This window comes from Sphingobacterium lactis (assembly GCF_051951495.1).
Classification (GTDB): Bacteria; Bacteroidota; Bacteroidia; order Sphingobacteriales; family Sphingobacteriaceae; genus Sphingobacterium; species Sphingobacterium lactis_A.
This window is the reverse complement of sequence record NZ_JBNHAS010000016.1, coordinates 1-421: the sequence shown is the minus strand read 5'-3', so window position 1 is coordinate 421 and position 421 is coordinate 1. Positions and strand designations below refer to the sequence as shown.

Here is a 421-nt window from a genome sequence, read left to right as displayed (position 1 = left end):
GCAGTTCAAATCTGCTCGGGACTACCATTTAAGATTGAATGGAAAGGGGAATTAGCTCAGCTGGCTAGAGCACCTGCCTTGCACGCAGGGGGTCAACGGTTCGAATCCGTTATTCTCCACGTTTAGATGACAGATCGAAGACATCAGATAGGAGATCGAGTACACCGATATAGGTTCGGTAGAAAGGTTCTCACATCTCATATCCCAGATCTCACATCTAAGAAGAGTTCTTTGACATATTGGAAGAAAAGAGACACAAGAGAAGACAACAGAGGACGAAGTGCTTCGGCACGTAGTCCAAAAGCAACCTACCACTTTGCAAAAGGGGTGGTAGCGTGAAGAAAGTAAACAAGGGCACACGGGGGATGTCTAGGCTCTCAGAGGCGATGAAGGACGTGATAAGCTGCGATAAGCCACGGGG

The 421-nt window shown here is 48.0% G+C and carries 1 tRNA gene and 1 rRNA gene; both read left to right on the top strand.

Annotated features, from left to right (window positions below):
- Window positions 1–45: 45 nt before the first annotated feature.
- Window positions 46–119, top strand: a tRNA-Ala gene (locus ACP6L2_RS18150).
- Window positions 120–338: 219 nt separating this feature from the next.
- Window positions 339–421 (top strand): 23S ribosomal RNA (locus ACP6L2_RS18145); the annotation flags it as partial.